The organism is Devosia riboflavina, from assembly GCF_000743575.1.
Classification (GTDB): domain Bacteria; phylum Pseudomonadota; class Alphaproteobacteria; order Rhizobiales; family Devosiaceae; genus Devosia; species Devosia riboflavina.
This window is the reverse complement of the sequence record NZ_JQGC01000001.1, coordinates 374,663-394,498: the sequence shown is the minus strand read 5'-3', so window position 1 is coordinate 394,498 and position 19,836 is coordinate 374,663. Positions and strand designations below refer to the sequence as shown.

The 19,836-nt window shown below is 60.5% G+C and carries 18 protein-coding genes and 1 pseudogene; 7 read left to right on the top strand and 12 right to left on the bottom strand.

The annotated features are described in order from the left end of the window. Position 1 precedes the first annotated feature (1 nt). The 8 genes from bcsN to nrdH all read right to left on the bottom strand — a co-directional run bounded on the left by bcsN (position 2) and on the right by nrdH (position 8,517). Positions 2–871 (bottom strand): cellulose biosynthesis protein BcsN, encoded by an 870-nt coding sequence (gene bcsN, locus JP75_RS25005; RefSeq protein WP_051960110.1) that lies wholly within the window; start codon positions 869–871, stop codon positions 2–4. Positions 872–1,163: 292 nt separating this feature from the next. Then, on the bottom strand, positions 1,164–1,829 hold the full coding sequence (locus tag JP75_RS01685) for an epoxyqueuosine reductase QueH (RefSeq protein ID WP_035078157.1): 666 nt from the start codon (positions 1,827–1,829) through the stop codon (positions 1,164–1,166). Between the two features lie 199 nt (positions 1,830–2,028). After that, entirely contained in the window at positions 2,029–2,943 is a 915-nt protein-coding gene (prpB, locus tag JP75_RS01680) for a methylisocitrate lyase (RefSeq protein WP_035078154.1), read from the bottom strand. Between the two features lie 15 nt (positions 2,944–2,958). Continuing rightward, positions 2,959–4,095 carry a bifunctional 2-methylcitrate synthase/citrate synthase gene (prpC, locus tag JP75_RS01675; RefSeq protein WP_035078151.1) on the bottom strand — a complete coding sequence of 379 codons (1,137 nt, stop codon included), beginning with the start codon at positions 4,093–4,095 and terminating at the stop codon, positions 2,959–2,961. 600 nt (positions 4,096–4,695) lie between these two features. After that, positions 4,696–5,670: a class 1b ribonucleoside-diphosphate reductase subunit beta gene (nrdF, locus tag JP75_RS01670; RefSeq protein WP_035078540.1), complete on the bottom strand. Its 975-nt coding sequence runs from the start codon at positions 5,668–5,670 to the stop codon at positions 4,696–4,698. A 17-nt stretch (positions 5,671–5,687) separates the two neighbouring features. Then, positions 5,688–7,862: a class 1b ribonucleoside-diphosphate reductase subunit alpha gene (gene nrdE, locus JP75_RS01665; RefSeq protein ID WP_035078148.1), complete on the bottom strand. Its 2,175-nt coding sequence runs from the start codon at positions 7,860–7,862 to the stop codon at positions 5,688–5,690. Further along, positions 7,844–8,248, bottom strand: a complete 405-nt coding sequence (gene nrdI / locus JP75_RS01660) for a class Ib ribonucleoside-diphosphate reductase assembly flavoprotein NrdI (RefSeq protein ID WP_035078146.1) — start codon at positions 8,246–8,248, stop codon at positions 7,844–7,846. The genes nrdE and nrdI overlap by 19 nt, the downstream gene beginning before the upstream one ends. Before the next feature lie 47 nt (positions 8,249–8,295). After that, a complete protein-coding gene (gene nrdH, locus JP75_RS01655) occupies positions 8,296–8,517 on the bottom strand; it encodes a glutaredoxin-like protein NrdH (protein ID WP_035078144.1) in 222 nt (73 codons plus the stop codon). 551 nt (positions 8,518–9,068) lie between these two features. On the opposite strand from nrdH, the gene JP75_RS01650 reads away from it, so the two are divergent. Genes JP75_RS01650 through JP75_RS01635 form a run of 4 tightly spaced genes read left to right on the top strand, consistent with a single transcriptional unit; the run spans position 9,069 to position 12,570 of the window. Then, positions 9,069–9,977: a metal ABC transporter substrate-binding protein gene (locus tag JP75_RS01650; protein ID WP_035078537.1), complete on the top strand. Its 909-nt coding sequence runs from the start codon at positions 9,069–9,071 to the stop codon at positions 9,975–9,977. Further along, on the top strand, positions 9,974–10,870 hold the full coding sequence (locus tag JP75_RS01645; RefSeq protein WP_035078142.1) for a manganese/iron ABC transporter ATP-binding protein: 897 nt from the start codon (positions 9,974–9,976) through the stop codon (positions 10,868–10,870). Before JP75_RS01650 ends, JP75_RS01645 begins: the two co-directional genes overlap by 4 nt. Continuing rightward, entirely contained in the window at positions 10,871–11,728 is an 858-nt protein-coding gene (locus tag JP75_RS01640; RefSeq protein WP_035078140.1) for a metal ABC transporter permease, read from the top strand. Next, positions 11,725–12,570 (top strand): metal ABC transporter permease, encoded by an 846-nt coding sequence (locus JP75_RS01635; RefSeq protein WP_035078139.1) that lies wholly within the window; start codon positions 11,725–11,727, stop codon positions 12,568–12,570. Before JP75_RS01640 ends, JP75_RS01635 begins: the two co-directional genes overlap by 4 nt. Before the next feature lie 148 nt (positions 12,571–12,718). On the opposite strand, the gene arr is transcribed toward JP75_RS01635, so the two are convergent. Both arr and JP75_RS01625 read right to left on the bottom strand, forming a co-directional pair. Next, positions 12,719–13,105 (bottom strand): NAD(+)--rifampin ADP-ribosyltransferase, encoded by a 387-nt coding sequence (arr, locus tag JP75_RS01630; RefSeq protein WP_035078136.1) that lies wholly within the window; start codon positions 13,103–13,105, stop codon positions 12,719–12,721. A gap of 112 nt (positions 13,106–13,217) precedes the next feature. Further along, entirely contained in the window at positions 13,218–13,643 is a 426-nt protein-coding gene (locus tag JP75_RS01625) for a MerR family transcriptional regulator (protein WP_035078133.1), read from the bottom strand. Positions 13,644–13,710: 67 nt separating this feature from the next. Here JP75_RS01625 and JP75_RS01620 point away from each other — a divergent pair, with 67 nt between their 5' ends. Next, positions 13,711–15,951: a heavy metal translocating P-type ATPase gene (locus tag JP75_RS01620; RefSeq protein ID WP_035078131.1), complete on the top strand. Its 2,241-nt coding sequence runs from the start codon at positions 13,711–13,713 to the stop codon at positions 15,949–15,951. 114 nt (positions 15,952–16,065) lie between these two features. Here JP75_RS01620 and JP75_RS27325 read toward each other — a convergent pair. Continuing rightward, positions 16,066–17,699: pseudogene (locus tag JP75_RS27325) on the bottom strand (alpha-glucosidase family protein). Positions 17,700–17,815: 116 nt separating this feature from the next. Between JP75_RS27325 and JP75_RS25000 the strand changes: the two are divergent. Continuing rightward, positions 17,816–18,280, top strand: coding sequence for a GNAT family N-acetyltransferase (locus tag JP75_RS25000; protein ID WP_051960108.1), 465 nt, complete (start codon positions 17,816–17,818; stop codon positions 18,278–18,280). Positions 18,281–18,343: 63 nt separating this feature from the next. Beyond that, the gene (locus JP75_RS01605; protein WP_035078129.1) at positions 18,344–18,682 is read left to right on the top strand and encodes a cupin domain-containing protein; all 339 of its coding nucleotides are present in this window, start codon (positions 18,344–18,346) and stop codon (positions 18,680–18,682) included. 160 nt (positions 18,683–18,842) lie between these two features. Here JP75_RS01605 and JP75_RS01600 read toward each other — a convergent pair whose 3' ends face one another. After that, complete coding sequence (locus JP75_RS01600) at positions 18,843–19,772, bottom strand: 2-hydroxyacid dehydrogenase (protein ID WP_035078127.1); 930 nt, start codon at positions 19,770–19,772, stop codon at positions 18,843–18,845. Positions 19,773–19,836 lie beyond the last annotated feature (64 nt).

The following is a 19,836-nucleotide window of genomic DNA, read 5'->3' as shown; positions in this document are numbered from 1 at the left end:
GTCAGTTTCCGCTCGCGCTCGGCGAGGGAACGATGACGGACGTGGTGGGCGGGCGCGGCACGATGGGTCCGGACTGGCCGCCGGTGCCGGTTGGGCCGGGGACGATGGGCGCGCCGGGGGGCGGTACGGGCATGGTGGTGACGGCGGGCGTTGCGACCGGGGCTGGGCGCGGCTGAGTGGCTGCGGGGCGGGGCGCGGGCTGGCTCGTGGGGATGACTTCGGCAAAGCCGGCGGCGCCGATGGGCTTTATCGGGGCTGCGATCCGGCCGATGGCGGCGGGGGCCTTTAGGGCGGGGAAGGCCTCTATGTTGAGGCGTAGATTATACATGGTGCTCAGCAGCGCCTCTTCAGAGACGCCGCGGCGGCAGAGCTGCAGGCGGATGATGATGGCGCCGCGATCCACAGCGCCGGAGGGTTTCAGGGCCGGCTCGATGCGCTGCCAGGCATAGAGGCAGCTATCGCCGTTGGGCGGCTTGGCGATGGCATAGCCGAAGGGGCCATAGGCGTTCTGCACATAATAGGGCGAGACGGCCATGCCCGAATTGGGCCAGGCGGCGAGCGCCTCCTCGGTCAGGTTGACCTGGGTGAAGGGAATGTCCTTGAGCGCCGCGTCGCTGCCATCGCCGCCTTTCCCAGTGAAGCGGATGATGCTGATCTTGTTTTCGCCGACGCTGCGCGCTTCCGTTGCGAGGGAAATGTCCTGGCGGATGGCATTGGGGAAACGCGTTTCGACCACGGTGACGATGGCCGGGCCGCCGGGCGGGGGCAGGATGAAGGAGGAGGAGGCGCGGACGATCTGGGCTTCGGAAGCCGGCATGTCGCTGGTGGTAGAACAGGCGGCAAGGAGGCACGCCGAAAGGCCGGCAAGCATGCCGTTTCGCAGCAGGTGGCCGGCTGCGCGCCAAAGTTTTCTCGTGTCCCGCATATGAGGTCAAACCCGATTCTAGCCCAGAAACGCTAGCAACGGCCCTCCGCCTGCTGATTAGCGATCACCAAGCTAGGCAATACAGGGTTAACGAAAACCTAATTTCATACCTTGTTAATTCACCAAGTCCGGTAACATTTTCAGTCAAATGTCCGAAGGGTGAATTAATGGTGCATATCCGCAGTGTTTCACTGCGGAACATCTTTTGGCCACAATTATTGACTTGCCGACGCCGCGACTATTCGGACGTCGTGTCCTTGCCATAGTAGTTCTGGCCAAGAACGATGCGCTCGCGGCCGGTCGAGACGCGGTGCTCGTTGGTATCGCGCAGCGAATAGACGCAGCCGCAATATTCCTGCTGGTAGAATTCTTCGCGCTTGGAAATCTCGATCATGCGGGCCGAACCGCCGCCCTTGCGCCAGTTGTAGTCCCAATAGGAGAGGCCCTCATAGGGCGCGACGGCGCGTTTGCCGCTCTCATTGATCTGAGCCATGTTTTTCCAGCGCGAAATGCCGAGCGAACTCGTCATCACCGGAAAACCGTGCTCATGGGCGTAGAGCGCGGTGCGCTCGAAACGCATGTCGAAGCACATGGTGCAGCGGATGCCGCGCTCGGGCTCGTGCTCCATGCCTTTGGCACGGGCGAACCAGTTGTCGCGGTCATAGTCCGCGTCGATGAACGGCACGTTGTTCTTCTCGGCAAAGCGCACATTCTCGTCCTTGCGCAGGAGATATTCGCGCTTGGGGTGAATGTTGGGATTATAGAAGAAGATCGTATATTCGACGCCCGAGGCCAGCATTGCCTCCATCACCTCGCCCGAACAGGGGGCGCAGCAGGAATGGAGCAGCACTTTTTTCTCGCCGGTGGGGGGCGTCAGGACGGGACGTTCAAATTCTTCGCTCATGGGCGGGTGCATAGCAAAAGCTGGGTGGGATTTCCAGTTTTTATGGCCGGGGATGTGCGCGCCAGCATCATCACAACCACCGTGCTGCCCTCGGGCTTGACCCGAGGGCCATTTGCCACACCCAAGTTGGGGGGCTCCCAAAGTGACCCTCGGGTCAAGCCCGAGGGCAGCGCGGTGGGTGGGGTAGGATGAGCGCCAACTAGTTAATCGGCTCCGGCACAATCGTCGCCACGATCGACGCATCCAGCGCCTCATAATCCGCCAGCCCGATGGTGGCATAAAGTTCTGCGCGGGTCTGCATTTCGGGGACCATGGCTTTGGTCGAGCCATCGGCGGCAAGGGTGGCGTAGAGCTTTTCCTGGGCCTTGTTGGCGACGCGCAGGGACGACACCGGCCAGATGACCATGCGGTAGCCCATGTCTTCGAACTCGGAGGCGGTAAAGAAGGGAGTCTTGCCGAATTCAGTCATGTTGGCGAGGAGCGGTACGCCGGGCATTCGGGAAGCGAATTCGCGGAACATTTCGGCGGTGTTCAGCGCTTCGGGGAAAATCGCGTCGGCGCCGGCTTCCATATACATCTTGGCGCGGGCGACAGCGCCATCGATGCCTTCGCTGGCGGCGGCATCGGTGCGGGCGATGATGTAGAGGTTTCTGCGGGCCTTGGCGGCGGCGTTGACCTTGGCGGCCATGTCGTGGGCCGTTGCCAGTTTCTTGTCGTTGAGATGGCCGCACTTCTTGGGGAGGAGCTGGTCTTCGAGATGCACGGCGCCAGCGCCGGCTTCTTCGAAGGCGCGGACCATGTGCATGACATTGAGCGCTTCGCCATAGCCGGTATCGCCATCGACCAGCACGGGAAGGCCGGAGGCGCGGGCCACCTGTTTGATGAAGAATGACACTTCATCGACGGTGATGATGCCCAGATCGGGCAGGCCCATGGAGGCGGTCATGGCGGCGCCCGAGAGATATAGGGCTTCGAAGCCGGCGGCTCTGGCCTGGAGCGAGGCCATGCCATTGTGCGCGCCGGGCAGGCGCAGAATGCCGCCGCGCTCGATCAGCGCGCGGAAACGCAGGCCTGCGGGTTCGGTCGGAAGGTCCGAGGAGAGGAGATAGGGCATGGCTGTTTTCCTGGATTAGCGCTGATCGATCGGCACGAAAGCCAGATCGTCGGGGCCGGTATAATTGGCCGAAGGGCGGATGATCTTGTTGTCTTGGCGCTGCTCGATGACATGGGCCGACCAGCCCGAGGTGCGCGCGATGACGAAGAGGGGGGTGAACATGGCGGTGGGCACGCCCATCATGTGGTAGGAGACGGCGCTGAACCAATCGAGATTGGGGAACATCTTTTTGGCATCCATCATGGTGCATTCGATGCGCTCTGCGATGTCGTACATCTTGGTCGAGCCGGCTTCTTTCGACAGCTCTTCGGATACGGTCTTGATGACCTCGTTGCGCGGGTCGGAGACCGTATAGACGGGGTGGCCGAAGCCGATGATGACTTCCTTGTTTTCGACGCGCTGGCGAATGTCGGCCTCGGCTTCGTCGGGATTGGCATAGCGCTTCTGGATGTCGAAGGCGACTTCATTGGCGCCGCCATGTTTGGGGCCGCGCAGGGCGCCGATGGCGCCGGCAAGGGCGGAATAGATGTCCGAGCCCGTGCCGGCGATGACGCGGGCGGTGAAAGTGGAAGCGTTGAATTCGTGCTCGGCGTAGAGGATCAGCGAGACATGCATGGCCTTGACGTGGCTCGGGCTCGGGGCCTTGCCGTGCAGCAGGTGGAGGAAGTGGCCGCCGACGGAGTCATCGTCGGTTTCGACCTCGATGCGGCGGCCGTTCTGGGAGAAATGATACCAGTAGAGCAGCATGGAGCCCTGGCTGGCGATCAGGCGGTCGGCAATGTCGCGGGCGCCGGCGTGGTTGTGGTCGTGCGCTTCGGGGAGAATGCAGCCGAGGGCCGAGACGCCTGAGCGCAGCACATCCATGGGGTGGGTGGCAGCGGGGAGGAGTTCGAGCGACTGGCGGACGGCGGCGGGGAGGCCACGCAGGGATTTCAGTTTGGCCTTGTAGGCGGCGAGTTCCGGGTGGGTGGGCAGGGTGCCGTGGACGAGGAGATGGGCGACTTCCTCGAATTCACAATTGCGCGCCAGGTCCAGGATATCGTAGCCGCGATAGTGCAGGTCATTGCCGCTGCGACCGACGGTGCAGAGCGCCGTATTGCCGGCGACGACGCCCGACAGGGCCACGGATTTCTTGGGCTTGAATTCGGCCATGCAGAGCTCTCCCGGCGCTTTTCTGTCAACAGATTTTTGTGTTTTTATTCCTTTGTGTCGGACTTTGCCCCAAATGGCATCAATGTGTCGACAGAAAAGTGGAGATGGCGGGGTGCTGGATTGTTCTGCCTTGGGCGCGAAACCCTGGGGGTGGCGACTGGAGGATTTGGGGGCACGCCTTCGTCCTTCGAGGCTACGCTGGCGCTTCGCACCTCACCATGAGGACTACTGGGACAGTCCACGGAACAATGGATTGCGGCAATTGGGAGTTTTGCCGAGTTGCGATTTTCCCCGAGCCCTCATCCTGAGGTGCGGAGCGCAGCGTAGCCTCGAAGGACGAGGGCGGCTTGCCGTGGTGCCTTGGCGGGCATCCGGGCACACCCTCGTGGTTCGAGGCTTTGCTTTGCAAAGCGCCTCACCATGAGGGTTACTGAGGGGTATTGGGGTTGCTGGGGGCCATCAGCGCTACTGGGCTATGAGGGGCCTGAGCTATGAAGATACTGGGCTATGAAGATACTGGGCTATGACGGGTACTGGTGCGAGCGCTAGAAAACAAAAGGGCGCCTTGTTGCGCCCTTTTGTATTCGATGGATCAAAAAATCAGAAATTCCAGTCTTCGTCTTCGGTCGCAATCGCCTTGCCGATGACGTAGCTTGAGCCTGAGCCCGAGAAGAAGTCGTGGTTTTCGTCGGCGTTGGGCGACAATGCCGAAAGGATGGCCGCGTTCACCTTGCAGGCTTCGGGCGGGAAGAGGGCTTCGTAGCCGAGGTTCATCAGCGCCTTGTTGGCGTTGTAGTGAAGGAATTTTTTGACGTCTTCGGCGAGGCCCACGCCGTCATAGAGGTCTTCGGTGTAGCGCGCTTCGTTGTCGTAAAGTTCGAGCAGGAAGTCGAAGGCAAAGTCTTTGATTTCCTGCTTGCGGGCCTCGGTCAGGCGCTCCAGCTCGCGCTGGAACTTGTAGCCGATATAGTAGCCGTGCACGGCCTCGTCCTTGATGATGAGGCGGATGAGGTCGGCGGTATTGGTCAGCTTGGCGCGGCTCGACCAGTACATGGGCAGGTAAAAGCCGGAATAGAACAGGAAGCTTTCGAGGAAGACGGAGGCGACCTTCTTTTTCAAGGGGTCGGCGCCGTCATACTGTTCCATGATCAGCCGGGCTTTTTGCTGCAGGAACTCGTTTTCTTCCGACCAGCGATAGGCGTCGTCAACGTCCGGCGTCAGGCACAGGGTCGAAAAGATCGACGAATAGGAACGGGCATGCACCGCTTCCATGAAGGAGATGTTCGAGAGAACGGCTTCTTCATGCGGGGTCTGTGCGTCATTCATCAGGCGAACGGCGCCCACGCCATTCTGGATCGTGTCGAGCAGGGTGAGACCGGTGAAGACGCGGATGGTCAGCTTCTGTTCGCTCGGCGTCAGCGTTGCCCAGGACGGGATATCGTTGCTGAGCGGCACCTTTTCAGGCAGCCAGAAGTTGGAGGTCAGCCGGTTCCACACTTCCAGATCTTTTTCGTCCTGAATGCGGTTCCAGTTGATCGCACGAATGCGGCTCAAGGGCTTTACGTGAACGTTCATGTTTGGCTTGCCCTTGGTCACAGCGCGCAGGAGACGCAGCCCTGCACTTCAGTGCCCTCAAGGGCCATCTGACGCAGGCGGATGTAATAGATGGTCTTGATGCCCTTCTTCCAGGCGTAGATCTGCGCCTTGTTGATATCGCGGGTGGTCGCGGTATCGCGGAAGAACAGGGTCAGCGACAGGCCCTGATCGACGTGCTGGGTGGCCGCCGCATAGGTGTCGATGATCTTTTCGGGACCGATCTCGTAGGCATCCTGGTAATAGTCCAGGTTGTCATTGGTCATGAAGGCAGCCGGATAATAGACGCGGCCGATCTTGCCTTCCTTGCGGATCTCGATCTTGGACACGATCGGGTGGATCGAGGAGGTCGAGTGATTGATGTAGGAGATCGAGCCGGTCGGCGGCACGGCCTGCAGGTTCTGGTTATACATGCCATGGGCCATGACCAGATCTTTCAGCTCCAGCCAGTCTTCGCGGGTCGGAATGTGGATGCCGGCTGTGTCGAAGAGGCCCTGGACCTTCTCGGTCGCTGGCTTCCATTCCTGCTGGATGTATTTGTCGAAATATTCGCCATTGGCATATTTCGACTTTTCAAAGCCCTTGAAGGTCTGGCCACGCTCGGTGGCGATCAGGTTCGAGGCACGGATGGCGTGATAGGTCACCGTGTAGAAATACATATTGGTGAAATCGACGCCTTCTTCCGAGCCGTAGAAGATGCGTTCGCGGGCGAGATAACCATGAAGGTTCATGGCGCCGAGGCCGATGGCATGGCTGTCGTCATTACCCTTGGCGATCGAGGGCACGGACGAGATATTGCTCATGTCCGACACGGCGGTCAGGGCGCGGATCGAGGTCTCGATGGTCTTGCCGAAGTCGCTGGAATCCATGGCGGCGGCGATATTGAGCGAACCGAGATTGCAGGAAATATCCTTGCCCATCTTGGTGTAGGAGAGGTCTTCGCTGAACTCGCTGGCTTCGCTGACCTGCAGGATTTCCGAGCAGAGGTTCGACATGGTGATGCGGCCGTCGATCGGGTTGGCCTTGTTCACCGTGTCTTCGAACATGATGTAGGGGTAGCCGGACTCGAACTGGATCTCGGCGATCACCTGGAAGAATTCGCGGGCCTTGATCTTGCGCTTGCGGATACGGCCGTCGGCGACCATTTCGCGGTACTTTTCGGTGACCGAGATTTCGCTGAACGGCACGCCATAGACGTTCTGCACGTCATAGGGCGAGAACAGGTACATGTCCTCGTTGTTCTTGGCCAATTCGAAGGTGATGTCGGGGATCACGACGCCGAGGGAGAGCGTCTTGATGCGGATCTTTTCGTCGGCATTTTCGCGCTTGGTATCGAGGAAGCGCATGATGTCGGGGTGGTGGGCATTGAGGTAGACCGCACCTGCGCCCTGGCGCGCGCCGAGCTGGTTGGCATAGGAGAAGGAGTCTTCCAAAAGCTTCATCACCGGGATGACGCCGGAGGACTGGTTCTCGATATGCTTGATGGGCGCGCCCATTTCGCGAAGATTGGTGAGGCTGAGGGCCACGCCGCCGCCGCGCTTGGAAAGCTGCAGGGCGGAGTTAATCGAGCGGCCGATCGATTCCATATTGTCTTCGATGCGCAGCAGGAAGCACGAGACGAGCTCGCCGCGCTGGGCCTTGCCGGCATTGAGGAAGGTCGGGGTCGCGGGCTGGAAGCGGCCGGCCATGATTTCGTCGACGAGATCGCGGGCAAGCTGTTCATTGCCGCGGGCGAGGGTCATCGCCACCATGCAGACGCGGTCTTCGTAGCGCTCGAGATAGCGCTTACCGTCGAAGGTTTTCAGCGTGTAGCTGGTGTAATATTTGAACGCGCCCAAAAAGGTTGGGAAGCGGAACTTCTTGTCATAGGCGTGATCGTAGAGATCCCTAACGAAGTTGAAGGAATATTGGTCGAGCACGTTCTGCTCGTAATAGCCTTCGACGGTCAGATATTCGAGTTTTTCCCGCAGGTTATGGAAGAAGACCGTGTTCTGATTGACGTGTTGCAGGAAATACTGGTGCGCAGCCTGCTTGTCCTTGTCGAACTGAATCTTGCCGGCCTCATCGTAGAGGTTCAGCATCGCGTTGAGCGCGTGATAGTCCAGGCTCTGGTCCTGGACCTGACCCTTGGAGGCCGGGCGATCTTCCGTGCGGTCTAGTGTGAGCGTGTCCAAAACCGTTCGAGTCCTTGCTTGACGTTTTCTACGTCCTCTTCCGTGCCGAGAAGCTCGAAACGGTAGAGGAGAGGCACGGCGCATTTCTGGCTGACGATCTTGCCCGCCTCGCCATAAGCTGCGCCAAAATTGGTGTTCCCGGCCGCAATCACGCCTCGAATGAGGCTGCGATTGGCTGGATTGTTCAAAAAGTGAATGACCGGCTTGGGTACGGTACCCTTGCCATTGGCGCCGCCATAAGTGGGAACCACCAGAACATAGGGTTCGTCCACCTGTGGTGGCTCGCTGCCGGCATCGACCGGCAGCCTTACGCTTGCAAGCCCAAGTTTCGCGACGAAACGATGGGTGTTTTCCGAGGTGCTGGAATAATAGACGATCTGGCCCATGCCTGCACCTCGTTCCTGTCGCGCGGCGCACCGCGCGACTTCGCTCCTCAGGCGAGGCTGCCGATCATGTCGGGACGGAAACCGGCCCAGTGCTGATCGCCGGCAACGACGACCGGAACCTGACGGTAGCCCATTTCTTCGACGCGCGCATAGGCGTCAGCGTCTTCGGAAATGTCGACCACCGTGTAATCAATGCCCTTTCGGTCAAGCGCGCGCGTGGTTGCGGTGCACTGGACGCAGGCAGGCTTGGAATAGACGGTGATAGTCATCGGATCCTCACGAGGGATGGTTCTAAAAACGGGGTTCAACGCTTTAAAACTACTAGAAACGCGCGCCGGTCTGTCGCCAGATATAACGGTTTCGACCGGCCTTGGGCTCCATCCCACTCTTTCGAATCGAACAAGCCCTGAACGCTATATGTAGTATGCGGCACCAATCCTTACTGCAAGGTATATGGTTTGTGTCAGTCCTGTCATCAATGGCTTGACAGGGCAATTGTGATCAAAAAATGCCGGAATTTAGCGTTTTTTAAGCCTGTCAGATTCGCGGGTCGCAGCGCACGCCCCCCAGTGTCAAAAATCGTTCAAATTTTGCTCTTGTGGAAAATGCTGGGGATGCTCCCCACGGTCAAAAGGGATTCGTCGTGGAGATATAGGGACATAGGCGGGGGAGAGGTTTTGTCCCCGTCAAACACACTTTGTTAACTGCCGCAAAGTGCCTCTTCGCAACCATGCTTTTTGCAAACCATTCCTACTTGCAACTTTTCCGGCGATCGATACATTGAGTGAAAATGCAAATCATTCGCAACAAGGATCGCTTTATGCTCTTCGGTACACGACGCCAGGCCCTTGGGACGCTGCTTGCTGTGGGTCTGTCGGTCGCGCTTCCCGCCCTGCCGGCCTTCGCCCAGGACAAGTTCAAGGCTGTCACCAGTTTTACCGTCATTGCCGATATCGCGCAGAATGTTGCCGGTGACGCCGCGGTGGTTGAATCCATCACCAAGGCGGGCGCCGAGATTCACAATTACCAGCCGACCCCGGGCGATATTCAGCGCGCGCAGGGTGCCGATCTTGTGCTTTATAATGGGCTCAATCTCGAACTGTGGTTCGAGCGCTTCTTTGCCAATCTGCATGATGTGCCCAGCGTCGTCGTGTCCGACGGTATCGAACCCATGGGCATTGCCGAGGGGCCCTATCAGGGCAAGCCCAATCCGCATGCCTGGATGTCGCCCAGCATTGCCATGATCTATGTCGACAATATCCGCGATGCCTTCGTGGAACACGATCCGGCCAATGCCGAGACCTATAAGGCCAATGCCGAGGCCTATAAGGCGAAAATCTCCGCGATGATCGAGCCGATCCAGGCCGAGCTCGCGTCCGTGCCCGAGGAGAAGCGTTGGCTCGTTACCTCGGAAGGCGCGTTTTCATACCTCGCGCGCGATTTCGGTTTGAAGGAGCTTTACCTGTGGCCGATCAATGCCGACCAGCAGGGCACGCCGCAGCAGGTGCGAAAGGTGATCGACGCCATGCGTGAGCATTCCATCGGCGTCATCTTCTCGGAAAGCACCATTTCCCCGGCACCGGCCGAACAGGTCGCCCGCGAGACCGGCGCCAAATATGGCGGCGTGCTCTATGTCGACTCCTTGACCGAAGCCGATGGTCCGGTGCCAACCTATATCGATCTTCTTCGCGTCACCTCCGAAACCATTGCCAAAGGCCTTACGGAATGAATGCCCCACTTCGCCATGCCGAGGTTGAGACCGGCACTGGCATCGCCGTGTCAGGCGCGACCGTCACCTATCGCAACGGCCTCACCGCCATTCGCGATGCGAGCTTTGCCATTCCCACTGGCACCATTGCGGCGCTGGTGGGCGTCAATGGCTCGGGCAAGTCGACCCTCTTCAAGGCCATCATGGGTTTCGTGCGGCTCGCCCGCGGCGACATCACCGTGCTCGGCATGCCGGTGGCGCAGGCGCTGCGAAAAAACCTCGTCGCCTATGTGCCGCAGGCCGAAGAGGTCGACTGGAATTTTCCGGTGCTGGTCGAAGATGTCGTGATGATGGGCCGCTATGGCCATATGGGCATGCTGCGCATTCCCAAGAAGGCGGATCATGACGCCGTGGAAGCCGCCCTTCGCCGCGTCAACATGAGCGAATTCCGCAAGCGCCAAATTGGTGAGCTTTCGGGCGGGCAGAAGAAGCGCGTCTTTCTCGCCCGCGCACTGGCGCAGGATGGGCGCGTTATTCTCCTCGACGAGCCCTTTACCGGCGTCGATGTGAAGACCGAGGACCAGATCATCACCCTTCTTCGCGAGCTGCGTGACGAGGGCAGGGTGATGCTGGTGTCCACGCACAATCTCGGCTCCGTCCCCGAATTCTGCGATCGCACCATTCTCATCAAGGGCACGGTGCTGGCCTATGGTCCGACCGAGGAAACTTTTACGCAGGAAAACCTCGAAAAGGCTTTTGGCGGGGTGCTCAGGCATTTCGTGATCAATCATGCGCCCAATGGCGGTGCGGATTCTGGCGTCCGCGTCTTTACCGATGACGAGCGTCCACTGCTCTTCGAGGGCGGCAAAGCGCGGCGGCATTCGCCCGACGAGAGCAAAGAGGAGCAGCCATAAATGGAGCTGCTGCTCGAACCCTTTTCCTATGGCTATATGACCAATGCCATGTGGGTCTCGGCCCTGGTTGGCGGGGTCTGTGCCTTTCTCTCCTGTTATTTGATGCTCAAGGGCTGGTCACTGATCGGCGATGCGCTGAGCCACTCCATCGTGCCCGGCGTGGCCGGCGCCTATATGCTGGGCCTGCCTTTTGCGGTGGGGGCGTTCTTTTCGGGCGGGCTGGCTGCGGCGGCCATGCTGTTTCTCAATCAGCGCACCAAGCTCAAGGAAGACGCAATCATCGGCCTCATCTTCTCGGCCTTTTTCGGGTTGGGGCTCTTCATGGTCTCGGTCTCGCCGGTCTCGGTGAATATCCAGACCATTGTGCTCGGCAATATCCTCGCCATCACGCCGGAAGATACGCTGCAGCTTGCCATTATCGGCTTCGTCTCGTTGGCGATACTCCTCGCCAAGTGGAAAGACCTGATGGTCACCTTCTTTGATGAGAACCATGCGCGGTCCATCGGGTTGAAGCCGACGGTTCTGCGGGCCGTGTTTTTCGTGCTGCTCTCGGCTTCGACGGTTGCGGCCATGCAGACGGTGGGGGCTTTCCTCGTCATCTGCCTCGTCGTCACCCCCGGCGCCACCGCCTATCTCCTCACCGACCGCTTCCCGCGTCTGCTTGTCATCGCCGTTGCCATCGGCACCGTGACAAGTTTCGTGGGCGCCTATGCCAGCTATTTTCTCGATGGCGCCACGGGCGGCATCATCGTGGTGTCGCAGACGGCGATCTTCCTGCTCGCCTTCTTCTTTGCGCCCAAGCATGGACTCCTTGCGGCCCGTCGTCGTGCCGCCGAAGCTCTGGAGGCCGGCCAATGAATTTTTGGGACTTTCTCATCCTCCCCTTCCAGTTCGAGTTCATGAACAATGCGCTCATCATCTCGGCGCTGGTCGCCGTGCCGATGGCGTTGCTGTCGTGCTTCCTGGTGCTGAAGGGCTGGTCGCTGATGGGCGACGCGATTTCCCATGCCGTGTTTCCCGGCGTGGTGATCGCTTACATTCTCGGTATTCCGCTCGCCATCGGCGCCTTTGTTGCCGGCATGTTTTCGGCCGTCGCCACGGGCTTTCTCAAGGACAATAGCCGTATCAAGCAGGATACGGTGATGGGCGTGGTCTTCTCCGGCATGTTCGGGTTGGGGCTGGTGCTCTATGTCAAAATCCAGTCGGACGTGCATCTCGACCACATCCTCTTCGGCGACATGCTCGGCGTCAGCATGGTCGATATCGTCCAGGCGCTGGTGATTGCGCTGGTGGTCGCTGGCATCATTGGCATCAAGTGGAAGGATTTTCTGCTGCATGCCTTCGATCCCGGACAGGCGCGGGCCGTGGGGCTGCGGGTCGGTCTGCTGCATTATGGGCTCTTGGCGATGATTTCGCTGACCATTGTGGGTGCGCTACAGGCGGTGGGGATTATTCTCTCGATTGCCATGTTGATTGCGCCGGGAGCGATCGCCTTTCTGCTGACCAAGCGGTTTTCGACCATGCTGGTGCTGGCGACGGTGATTGCGCTCGTGGGGTCGCTATTGGGCGTCTATCTGTCCTTCTTCATGGATAGTGCGCCGGCGCCGACGATCGTGCTGTTGCTGACGGTGGTTTTTGTCTGCGCGTTTATCTATTCGACGGGCAAAGCGGCGCGGGTGGAAAGTCAGGAGATGGCTTAGCCATTCGCTCCCAGTCCGCCGGTCACCCCACCCTCATTCCCTCCCCATCAAGGGGAGGGAGGCGCAAGCCACAGTCGTCACGGTTCCTTCGTCTCCCTCCCCCTTGTGGGGAGGGAACAAGGGTGGGGGTGAGATGCGTCAACGAGATCTAGTCTATCGCCTCGATGCCCGCTTGCCGCATTCGCTCCACGCCGTCCTTCATGGCTTGCAGTTTTTCAGGCGGATGCCCCACCCATTCCGCCACTTCACCGACAATCCGCAGCGGCTGCCGGCTGCGGTAGGATTTGGTCGGATTGCCCGGAAATTTCTTGTCGGTGAGGTTGGGGTCATCGAAAAATTCCCCGGTCGGCTCGACGATGTAGATGCGTTGGTGGGCTTCGCCTTCGGCCAGTTCGGCGCCCCAGATGGCGACGTCCAGCGTGGCGGCGAAGTAAATCCATGAGGCTGGCTTGCGCCGGCCGAAATTGGAATTGTAGCCGGGCGACAGCAGGTCGCCGGTTTTGAGGTCGGCGCGGGTGCCGTGGTAATAGGTCATCCAAAACTCCCTTGGCTCGGTGGGAGTGCGGTTATAGTGGAGCCGGCCGGGCTTGAAGCAAGCCCCTTGTGCTCCATATCTAAGAAGTGCGGGGCAGACTTGTTCGCGGCGACTAGTCGCCGTGGAACCTGCATTTTCCGTGATCGGCTAAAATGTCGATGACCTTGCAGGTCTCGACGCGGCCATGCGAGCAGCCTTCCACCATTCGTTCCAGTTCATGCTGCAAAGCCGTCAGGCTTGCGATCTTTTGCTTCACATCGGCCAGGTGCCGGCTGGCGATGGCGTCGGCGTCTTCGCAGGAGACGGTCGGCTGATCCTGCAATGAGAGCAGCGTGCGGATTTCATCGATTTCGAAACCGAGCTCGCGCGAGTGGCGGATGAAGGTCAGGCGTTCGAGGTCCGTGTGGTCATAGCTGCGCCGATTGCCCTCGGTGCGGGGCGGAGAAGGGAGGAGGCCGATCTGCTCGTAATAGCGGATGGTGGGTACTTTTACCCCGCTTGCCTGCGACACATTGCCGATGGTGATGCCCTGCTGCATTTTGCGCTTGCTCCTCTAGTCACTAGAGGATGTACGCCGGTCCCAGATAAAATCAAGGAGCCGAAAGATGAGCGCCGAGGAAACCAGCACACGCTTCCGTGTCGAAGGCATGGATTGCGCCGGCTGTGCCAGCAAGATCGACACCGCCGTGCGGCGTCTGCCTGGTGTTGAGGATGTTTCCGTCTCGGTTGTGGCCGGCACCATGACTGTTGGCCATAAGGGTGCTGATCTCGCGCAGGTACAGAAAAAGGTGACTGATCTCGGCTACCGCATCGCCCCGCTGGCCGGCGCCGCGCCAAAGCCTGCGAACAAACCGCACGATCACAATCACGATCATGGGGATCATGACCACGACCATGATGATGATCGTGGTCATGATCACGCGGACAAAAAGCCCGACGCGCTTGAGGGCATGCATGGGCATGACCATGGCAGCGAAGACGGGCCTTGGTGGAAGACCGCCAAGGCGCAATTGACCATTTTCTGCGGTATCGCTGTTGCCTCCGCCTTTGCGCTCGAGCGCTTCTTTCCCCAGTGGCACAATGAACTTTTCATTCTCGCCATGCTGGTTGGACTGCTGCCGATTTTCCGCCGTGCGCGGATGGGGATGATGAATGGCAGCCCCTTTTCCATCGAAACGCTGATGACGGTGGCGGCGGTTGGCGCCGTGTTCATCGATGCGGCGGAGGAAGCGGCCATCGTTGTGCTGCTCTTCCTTGTCGGCGAGTTGCTCGAGGGCATTGCCACGGGGAGGGCTCGCGCCAGCATCAAGGCACTGGCCAATCTCGTGCCGCGCAAGGCGCAGCGGGAGGTCGAGGGCAGGATCAGCGAAGTCGATGCGGCGGAGCTGGCTCTTGGCGATGTGGTTCTGGTGCGGCCCGGCGACCGTATTCCGGCTGATGGCCTGGTGCTGTCGGGCGAAGGCGCGGTGGATGAAGCGCCGGTGACGGGCGAATCCGTGCCGCGGCACAAGGGGCCGGACGATCAGGTTTTTGCCGGTACGGTCAATCAGGACGGGGCGCTGCGTATTCGTGTGACTGCTGCGGCAGCGGACAATACCATTGCCCGCATTGTCTCGCTGGTTGAAGAGGCGCAGGAATCCAAGGCGCCGACCGAGCGGTTCATTGATCGCTTTTCCAAATATTACACGCCTGGCGTGCTGCTGGTTGGTGCCCTTGTCGCCATTCTGCCGCCGCTTCTCACCGGGGCTTCGTGGGATGAGTGGGTCTATAAGGGGCTAGCTATCCTTCTCATCGGCTGCCCCTGTGCGCTTGTTATTTCCACGCCGGCGGCCATTGCCGCGGCGCTTTCGGCCGGTGCCCGGCAGGGTCTGCTCATGAAGGGCGGCGTGGTGCTGGAGCAGTTGGGCAAGATCAATATGGTTGCGCTCGACAAGACCGGTACGCTGACCGAAGGTCGTCCGCAGGTGACCGACGTCATCGCGGTGGGCCGTTCGGAGGCCGAAATGCTGCGTCTTGCGGCGAGTCTCGAAGTCGGGTCCAGCCATCCCCTGGCCACCGCCATTCTGGCCAAGGCGAAGGCGGCTGGTGTCGAGCCGGTTGCGGCCGGCAATGCCGGCGCGCTGGGCGGCAAGGGCGTGGTCGGTACGCTCGATGGGGTCGAGCTTTTCCTTGGCTCGCCCAAGGCGGCGGCTGTTCGTGTGCCGCTCAGCGAGGACTTTTCGATCCGCATCGGGGCGCTCAATGACGAGGGCAAGACGGTTTCGGTCTTGCTGGCGGGCAATGAAGTGGCGGGCCTTATCGCCATGCGCGACGAGCCGCGGGACGATGCACGGACTGGCCTTGCAGCGCTCAAGGCCCTTGGTGCCGATGTGGTCATGCTTACGGGTGACAATGTCCGTACCGCCAAGGCGATCGGGGCTGATCTCGGCATCGCCGTGAATGCCGAATTGCTGCCGGAGGACAAGCAGCGCATCGTCCTGGGCCTCAAGGCGGAGGGGAAGCTGGTCGCCAAGGTCGGTGATGGCATCAATGATGCGCCGGCGCTTGCGGCTGCCGATATCGGCATCGCCATGGGCGGTGGCACCGATGTGGCGCTGGAGACGGCCGATGCGGCGGTGCTGCACGGGCGGGTGATGGACGTCGCCAACCTGATCCGCATCTCGCGGGCGGCGATGTCGAACATCTGGCAGAACATCACCATCGCGCTTGGCTTGAAGGCGGTGTTTTTGGTGACGACGATCATTGGCGTCACCGGATTGTGGCCGGCGATTCTGGCGGATACCGGGGCGACGCTGCTGGTGACGGCCAATGCGCTGCGGTTGTTGGCGTGGAAGGGGCAGCGATAACGCCCGCATACCCCCACCCTTAATCCCTCCCCACAAGGGGGAGGGAGACGATGGAGCTGGGAGATCGAGGCAAGCGCCTCCCTCCCCCTTGTGGGGAGGGAATGAGGGTGGGGGTTAGCCTGCCTTGTAGCGCACCTTCCCTTCGCCGGCTGGGGCTTCGACGATGGCAAAACCGTTCGGGCCTAGTGTGAGCGCCTTGCCTTCGAGATTGGCATTGTGGCTGACGGGTTCGAGTGTGGTGCCGGTCTTGCTGACCGTTACCACGCGCTCTTCGGCCGAGAGGTTGAAGATGCAGATCAGGTCCTTGTTGCCGGCGGAGCGGCGGAAGGCGAGGACGGGTTCGTCGGTCTTGAAGAACGCGATGGAGCCCGTCAGCAGGGTCGGGTGCGATTTGCGCCAGGCGATGAATTTGCGGAAGAAATTCAGCGTCGATTCCGGATCGGCATTTTGCGCATCGACGCTGAGCGCCAGATGCGCTGCCTTTACGGGCAGCCAGGGCGTGGCGGTCGAAAAGCCGCCATGGGCAAGGTCATGTTGCCACGGCATCGGCGTGCGGCAGCCGTCGCGGCCCTTGTCTTCCGGCCAGAAGCGAATGCCGCGTGGGTCGGTCAGTTCCTCATAGAGAATATCGGCTTCGGGCAGGCCTAGTTCTTCGCCCTGATAGAGGCCGACCGAACCTTTTATGGTCATGACCAGGGCTGCGGCCTGGCGCGACAGATCGGCCGGCGAGGCGCTGAATTTGGCCCAGCGGGTCATGGGGCGGATGACGTCGTGGTTGGAAAAGCTCCAGCAGGGCCAGCCGGTTTCGTCTTCCGAGAAGAAGCGCGCGACCTTCGAGCGGAAGTGGTCGGCGCTGAATTTGGGCCCGAGGAAATCGAATGAATAGCACATGTGCAGCAGATCCTTGCCGGACGTGTACTGCTTCATGAGCTCCAGGCCGCGCTCGTCGTCGCCGACTTCGCCGACGGTGGTGGCGCCGGGATAGGCGTCCATCATCTTGCGCACGCGCTTGAGCCAGCCGACATTTTCGGGCTGGCTTTTGGAATATTTGTGGCTCTGCATGTCGTAGGGGTTCACCGCCGGCTTGCCTTTGAGGGACTTCAGCGGCGGGTTCGAGCGCAGTTGCGCATCGTGGAATAGTAATTGACCGTGTCGAGGCGGAAGCCATCGAGACCGCGATCGAGCCAGAAGCGCATGACTTCGAGGACGGCTTCCTGCACGGCCGGATTGTGGAAATTGAGGTCCGGCTGCGAGGTCAGGAAGTTGTGGAGGTAATATTGTTTTCGCGATGTGTGCCATTCCCAGGCCGAACCGCCGAAGACGGAGAGCCAGTTGTTCGGCGGGGAGCCATCGGGCTTGGCATCGGCCCAGACATACCAGTCCGATTTGGCGTTATCGCGGGAGAAACAGGATTCGCGGAACCAGGGGTGCTGATCCGAGGTGTGGCTGACGACCTGATCCATGATGACTTTTAGGCCCAGCGCATGGGCCCGCTCCATCAACTGGTCGAAATCCTGCAGGGAGCCGAAGAGTGGATCGACCTGCATATATTCGGAGACGTCATAGCCCATATCGGCCTGGGGCGACTGGGTTATGGGCGAGAGCCAGATGCAGTCGACGCCGAGGCTGGCTATGTGGTCGAGCCGGTCGATAATGCCGGGCAGGTCGCCGACGCCATCGCCATTGCTGTCCTGAAACGAACGCGGATAGACCTGATAGATCACTCCGCCGCGCCACCACTCGGTCATCGCCTTGCTCCTCGCTGGCCAAAGGGCCAAATCAGTTTGAAGCTATCGGGTTCTGGTGAAACTGTTAATCGGGGTCGCGTGCAGTTTGGTGCAAAGCGGGCATGCCTGGAGGGCCTATGAGTGTGATTACCACGGGTTTGCTGATCGATCATGACGAGGTGCTGAGCGATCTCGTCGATCTCTTCGAGAGCGAATGGGCCGATTGGTACAATCCGCGCGGTGCTTCGGCACGGGCGGACCTGTCAGAGCGGCTGGAGCGCAATCGGCTGCCGCTGGGGATTGTGGCTTTTGTCGACGGCAAGCTCGCCGGGACCTGCGCGCTGACGACGAGTTCGGGCGGATTGGTGACGGAGCGGTCGCCATGGATCGGCGGCTTGCTGGTCGAACCGAACCTGCGGCGGCAGGGCGTGGGACGGACGCTGGTCGAGCGGGCAAAGGTTGAGGCGCGGCGGCTTGGCTTTGCACGGCTCCATGCGCTGACGGCGGAAGCGCGCGAATTGTTCGATCATGCCGGCTGGCGGCTGGCAGAGAATGTCGAGGTGGGCGGCAAAGTGCACGGGATTTACGTGACGGCGCTCTAGGGTAAGTGGGCTGTCGAAACGAGGCGCTCTTGTTCGTCGTTGTGACAACAAGAGGAGATTGTCATGGCCTATGTTTTGCGTGCTGCCGATCGGCCGGTTTCACCCAGCCGCACCATTCGTTTCGAAGGCGGCGGCTATGGGACGCCGATTTCGTTCTTTTCGGTCGACAATGAGCCGGGGCAGGGCCCGGGGCTGCATATCCATCCCTATCCCGAGACATGGATCGTCAAGCGCGGGCGGGCGCTGGTGGTGGCGGGGGACGAGACGTTTGAGCTCGGCGCGGGCGATATCGCCATCGCGCCGGCCAATGTGCCGCACAAGTTCACCAATATGGGACCCGATCGCCTAGAGATCGTCTGCATCCATGCGGCGGGGGAGATGGTGCAGGAGGATTTGGAGTAGGTGATGCTCGGGCGTCTGAGCAACCCCTCACCCTAGCCCTCTCCCCAAAGGGGCGAGGGGACGATGGGGTGAATAGCGGTGCAAGAACCGACACAGATATTGCGGCTCCTGCGTACCCTCGCCCCTTTGGGGAGAGGGTCAGGGTGAGGGGATTTTCAGCCTAAACCACCGCCGAGATCAGCGGCTCACCGGCAAAATGCCGTTCGAGATTGGCTACCAGCAGTGCGCCCATGGCGTCGCGGGTCTGGTTGGTGGCGCTGCCCTGGTGGGGAGAGAGGACGACATTGTCGAGGCCGAACAGGGCTTCGGGGACCTGCGGTTCCTTTTCGAAGACGTCGAGCGCGGCGCCGCCGAGACCGCCATTCTGCAGCAGTTCGACCATGGCGGGCTCGTCGATCAGCGTGCCGCGGGCGACGTTGACCAGCATGCCCTGGGGACCGAGCGCTTCCAGAACCTGGCGCGAGACGATGCCTTCGGTGCCCTTGCCGCCGGGGGCGATGATGACGAGCCAATCGCTGTCGCGGGCCATGTCTTCGAGATTGTTATAGTAGATATAGGGCACGGAGGGCTGCTGATGGCGGCCGTAATAGACGACGCGCATCTTCATGGCCTGGGCGCGGGTGGCGATTTCCTTGCCGATGCGGCCGAGGCCGAGAATGCCGACGGTCTTGCCAGTCAATTCGGAAAAGAGACCGAAATTATTGCCGGGCCACTTGCCGGTGCGCACGAACTGGTCGCCCTGCGGAATGCGGCGGGCGAGGGAAATCATCAGGCCAATGGTGATTTCCGCGACGGCGTCGTTGAGAACGTCGGGCGTATTGGTGACGCGGATGTTTTTCGCCTTGGCCGTTGCCGTATCGATATTGTCGTAACCGACACCGAAGCTGGCGATGATTTCGAGATTGGGGAGTTTTTCCATCAACGGTTTCTGGACGCCGGAGCCGGCATGGGCGCGGATGCGGGCGCCATTGGCGGCAAGCCAGGCGTCCTTATCGGCAATCTCGTGCAGCTTGTGGACGGTATAGCGCTCGGCCAGGGCCTTTTCGCAGGAGGCCAGAAGCGGGCCGGTCTGCAGAATCTCGATGGTCATGGGAATTTCCTCTCTCGGACCAAGACTAGCGGCTGAGGCCCAGGAGGCAAGGCAGGATGAGCAC

Bases quoted from the DNA above. Each gene is read 5' to 3' on its own strand.
- bcsN (WP_051960110.1), bottom strand. From the start codon at position 871: ATGCTTGCCGGCCTTTCGGCGTGCCTCCTTGCCGCCTGTTCTACCACC.
- JP75_RS01685 (WP_035078157.1), bottom strand. From the start codon at position 1,829: ATGAGCGAAGAATTTGAACGTCCCGTCCTGACGCCCCCCACCGGCGAG.
- prpB (WP_035078154.1), bottom strand. From the start codon at position 2,943: ATGCCCTATCTCCTCTCCTCGGACCTTCCGACCGAACCCGCAGGCCTG.
- prpC (WP_035078151.1), bottom strand. From the start codon at position 4,095: ATGGCCGAATTCAAGCCCAAGAAATCCGTGGCCCTGTCGGGCGTCGTC.
- nrdF (WP_035078540.1), bottom strand. From the start codon at position 5,670: ATGAACGTTCACGTAAAGCCCTTGAGCCGCATTCGTGCGATCAACTGG.
- nrdI (WP_035078146.1), bottom strand. From the start codon at position 8,248: ATGGGCCAGATCGTCTATTATTCCAGCACCTCGGAAAACACCCATCGT.
- nrdH (WP_035078144.1), bottom strand. From the start codon at position 8,517: ATGACTATCACCGTCTATTCCAAGCCTGCCTGCGTCCAGTGCACCGCA.
- JP75_RS01650 (WP_035078537.1), top strand. From the start codon at position 9,069: ATGCTCTTCGGTACACGACGCCAGGCCCTTGGGACGCTGCTTGCTGTG.
- JP75_RS01645 (WP_035078142.1), top strand. From the start codon at position 9,974: ATGAATGCCCCACTTCGCCATGCCGAGGTTGAGACCGGCACTGGCATC.
- JP75_RS01640 (WP_035078140.1), top strand. From the start codon at position 10,871: ATGGAGCTGCTGCTCGAACCCTTTTCCTATGGCTATATGACCAATGCC.
- JP75_RS01635 (WP_035078139.1), top strand. From the start codon at position 11,725: ATGAATTTTTGGGACTTTCTCATCCTCCCCTTCCAGTTCGAGTTCATG.
- arr (WP_035078136.1), bottom strand. From the start codon at position 13,105: ATGACCTATTACCACGGCACCCGCGCCGACCTCAAAACCGGCGACCTG.
- JP75_RS01625 (WP_035078133.1), bottom strand. From the start codon at position 13,643: ATGCAGCAGGGCATCACCATCGGCAATGTGTCGCAGGCAAGCGGGGTA.
- JP75_RS01620 (WP_035078131.1), top strand. From the start codon at position 13,711: ATGAGCGCCGAGGAAACCAGCACACGCTTCCGTGTCGAAGGCATGGAT.
- JP75_RS25000 (WP_051960108.1), top strand. From the start codon at position 17,816: ATGAGTGTGATTACCACGGGTTTGCTGATCGATCATGACGAGGTGCTG.
- JP75_RS01605 (WP_035078129.1), top strand. From the start codon at position 18,344: ATGGCCTATGTTTTGCGTGCTGCCGATCGGCCGGTTTCACCCAGCCGC.
- JP75_RS01600 (WP_035078127.1), bottom strand. From the start codon at position 19,772: ATGACCATCGAGATTCTGCAGACCGGCCCGCTTCTGGCCTCCTGCGAA.